Source organism: Hydrogenivirga sp. 128-5-R1-1, from assembly GCF_000171895.1.
This window is the reverse complement of sequence record NZ_ABHJ01000375.1, coordinates 1-1,397: the sequence shown is the minus strand read 5'-3', so window position 1 is coordinate 1,397 and position 1,397 is coordinate 1. Positions and strand designations below refer to the sequence as shown.

The 1,397-nt window shown below is 25.6% G+C and carries 1 protein-coding gene and 1 pseudogene; both read left to right on the top strand.

Going from position 1 to position 1,397, the window contains the following annotated elements:
• Positions 1-61: 61 nt before the first annotated feature.
• Positions 62-889: pseudogene (locus HG1285_RS18520) on the top strand (transglutaminase-like domain-containing protein); the annotation flags it as partial.
• A gap of 1 nt (position 890) precedes the next feature.
• A partial coding sequence (locus HG1285_RS01505) for a PAS domain S-box protein (protein WP_008289381.1) occupies positions 891-1,397 on the top strand: 507 nt, incomplete at its 3' end.

Genomic DNA, 1,397 nt, shown 5'->3' with positions numbered 1-1,397 from the left:
ATGTATATCTACAGCTCCCAGAATTATCTAATAAAGTTATAAATTTTGCAAAAGATTAAAAGGAAATAAAACTGTCCCAGAATTTGCTAATTTTTTGGTTTCATACTTTAATAAAAATTATGAATATACAATGGAAAAACTTCCTTACAGTAAAAATGCTTTAGAAGAGTTTTTATTTGAGAAAAAGTCAGGAAATTGTGAATTTTTTGCATCTGCAACAGCTTTAATTTTAAGAATAAATAACATTCCTGCAAGGGTAGTTGCAGGCTATAAAGGAGCTGATTATAACAATATTGCAAATTATTATGTGGTATTCAATAAAAATGCCCATACATGGGTTGAGTATTATTATAATGGATACTGGAATTTACTTGATACTACCCCTGCTGTTAGATATTCTATTTTACAAAAAAAAGGTCATTCATTTTTATTCAAGATTAGATTACTATTTGACACTATAAATTATTACTACATTAACTTTGTAATTGATTTCAACTTTCAAAAACAGGTGAAAATGTTTAAATCTTTTTCAAATTTACTAAAAAATTTGGAAAATACTGCACATCTTTCTGTAAAAGCAATAATGTATGTTATTTTTTATATGGTTCTTTTACTGTTGGTTCTTATTATTTGCATACAAATATTCAGATATTTCTCAACACCTTTTGAAAAAAGAATTTTAAAAGAATTTTATAAAAGAATGGAGAAATATGGTTATGTGAAAGCAGAAAATGAAGGGTTAACTGAATTTATTGAAAGTATCAAAGATAAAAATTTAAAATTAAAAGCAAAAGAATTTGCAAGTATATTTGAAAATTTCTATTATAAAGATAGAAAATTTCCTAAATCCACAAAAGAGAAACTTAAACATATACTAAAAAGGATTTAACATGAAACTTACAGATTTAGCTGTTAAAGAAATTCTGGAAACTATTCCGGCAATAATTATCTTATATGGAGAAGAAATAGTATATGTGAACAGATATGCTCTTGAGCTTACTGGATATAAAGAAGAAGAAATAATTGGGAAAGCCATATGGGATTTTTGTCCTATCCATTGTAAAGATGAAATAAAAGAAAGGGTTTTAAAAAGAATAAAAGGTCAGTTTTTTGAAGAAACAACGGAAATTGTCCCGTTTAAGAAAAAAAATGGAGACGTAATATATTTAAAATCTACATGTAAAACAATAGAAGTAAATGATAAACATTATGGGCTTATTTTAGCTATAGATATAACAACACAAGTAAAACTTGAAGAAAAACTTAAACAGAATATAAATGAACTATCACTTATATTTAGATATTCACCAGATATTATAGTAAAGCTAAATAAAGACGGAATTATTTTATTTAAAAGTTATGCTGCTAAGAAACTTGGATATAATCCTCGGGATGTA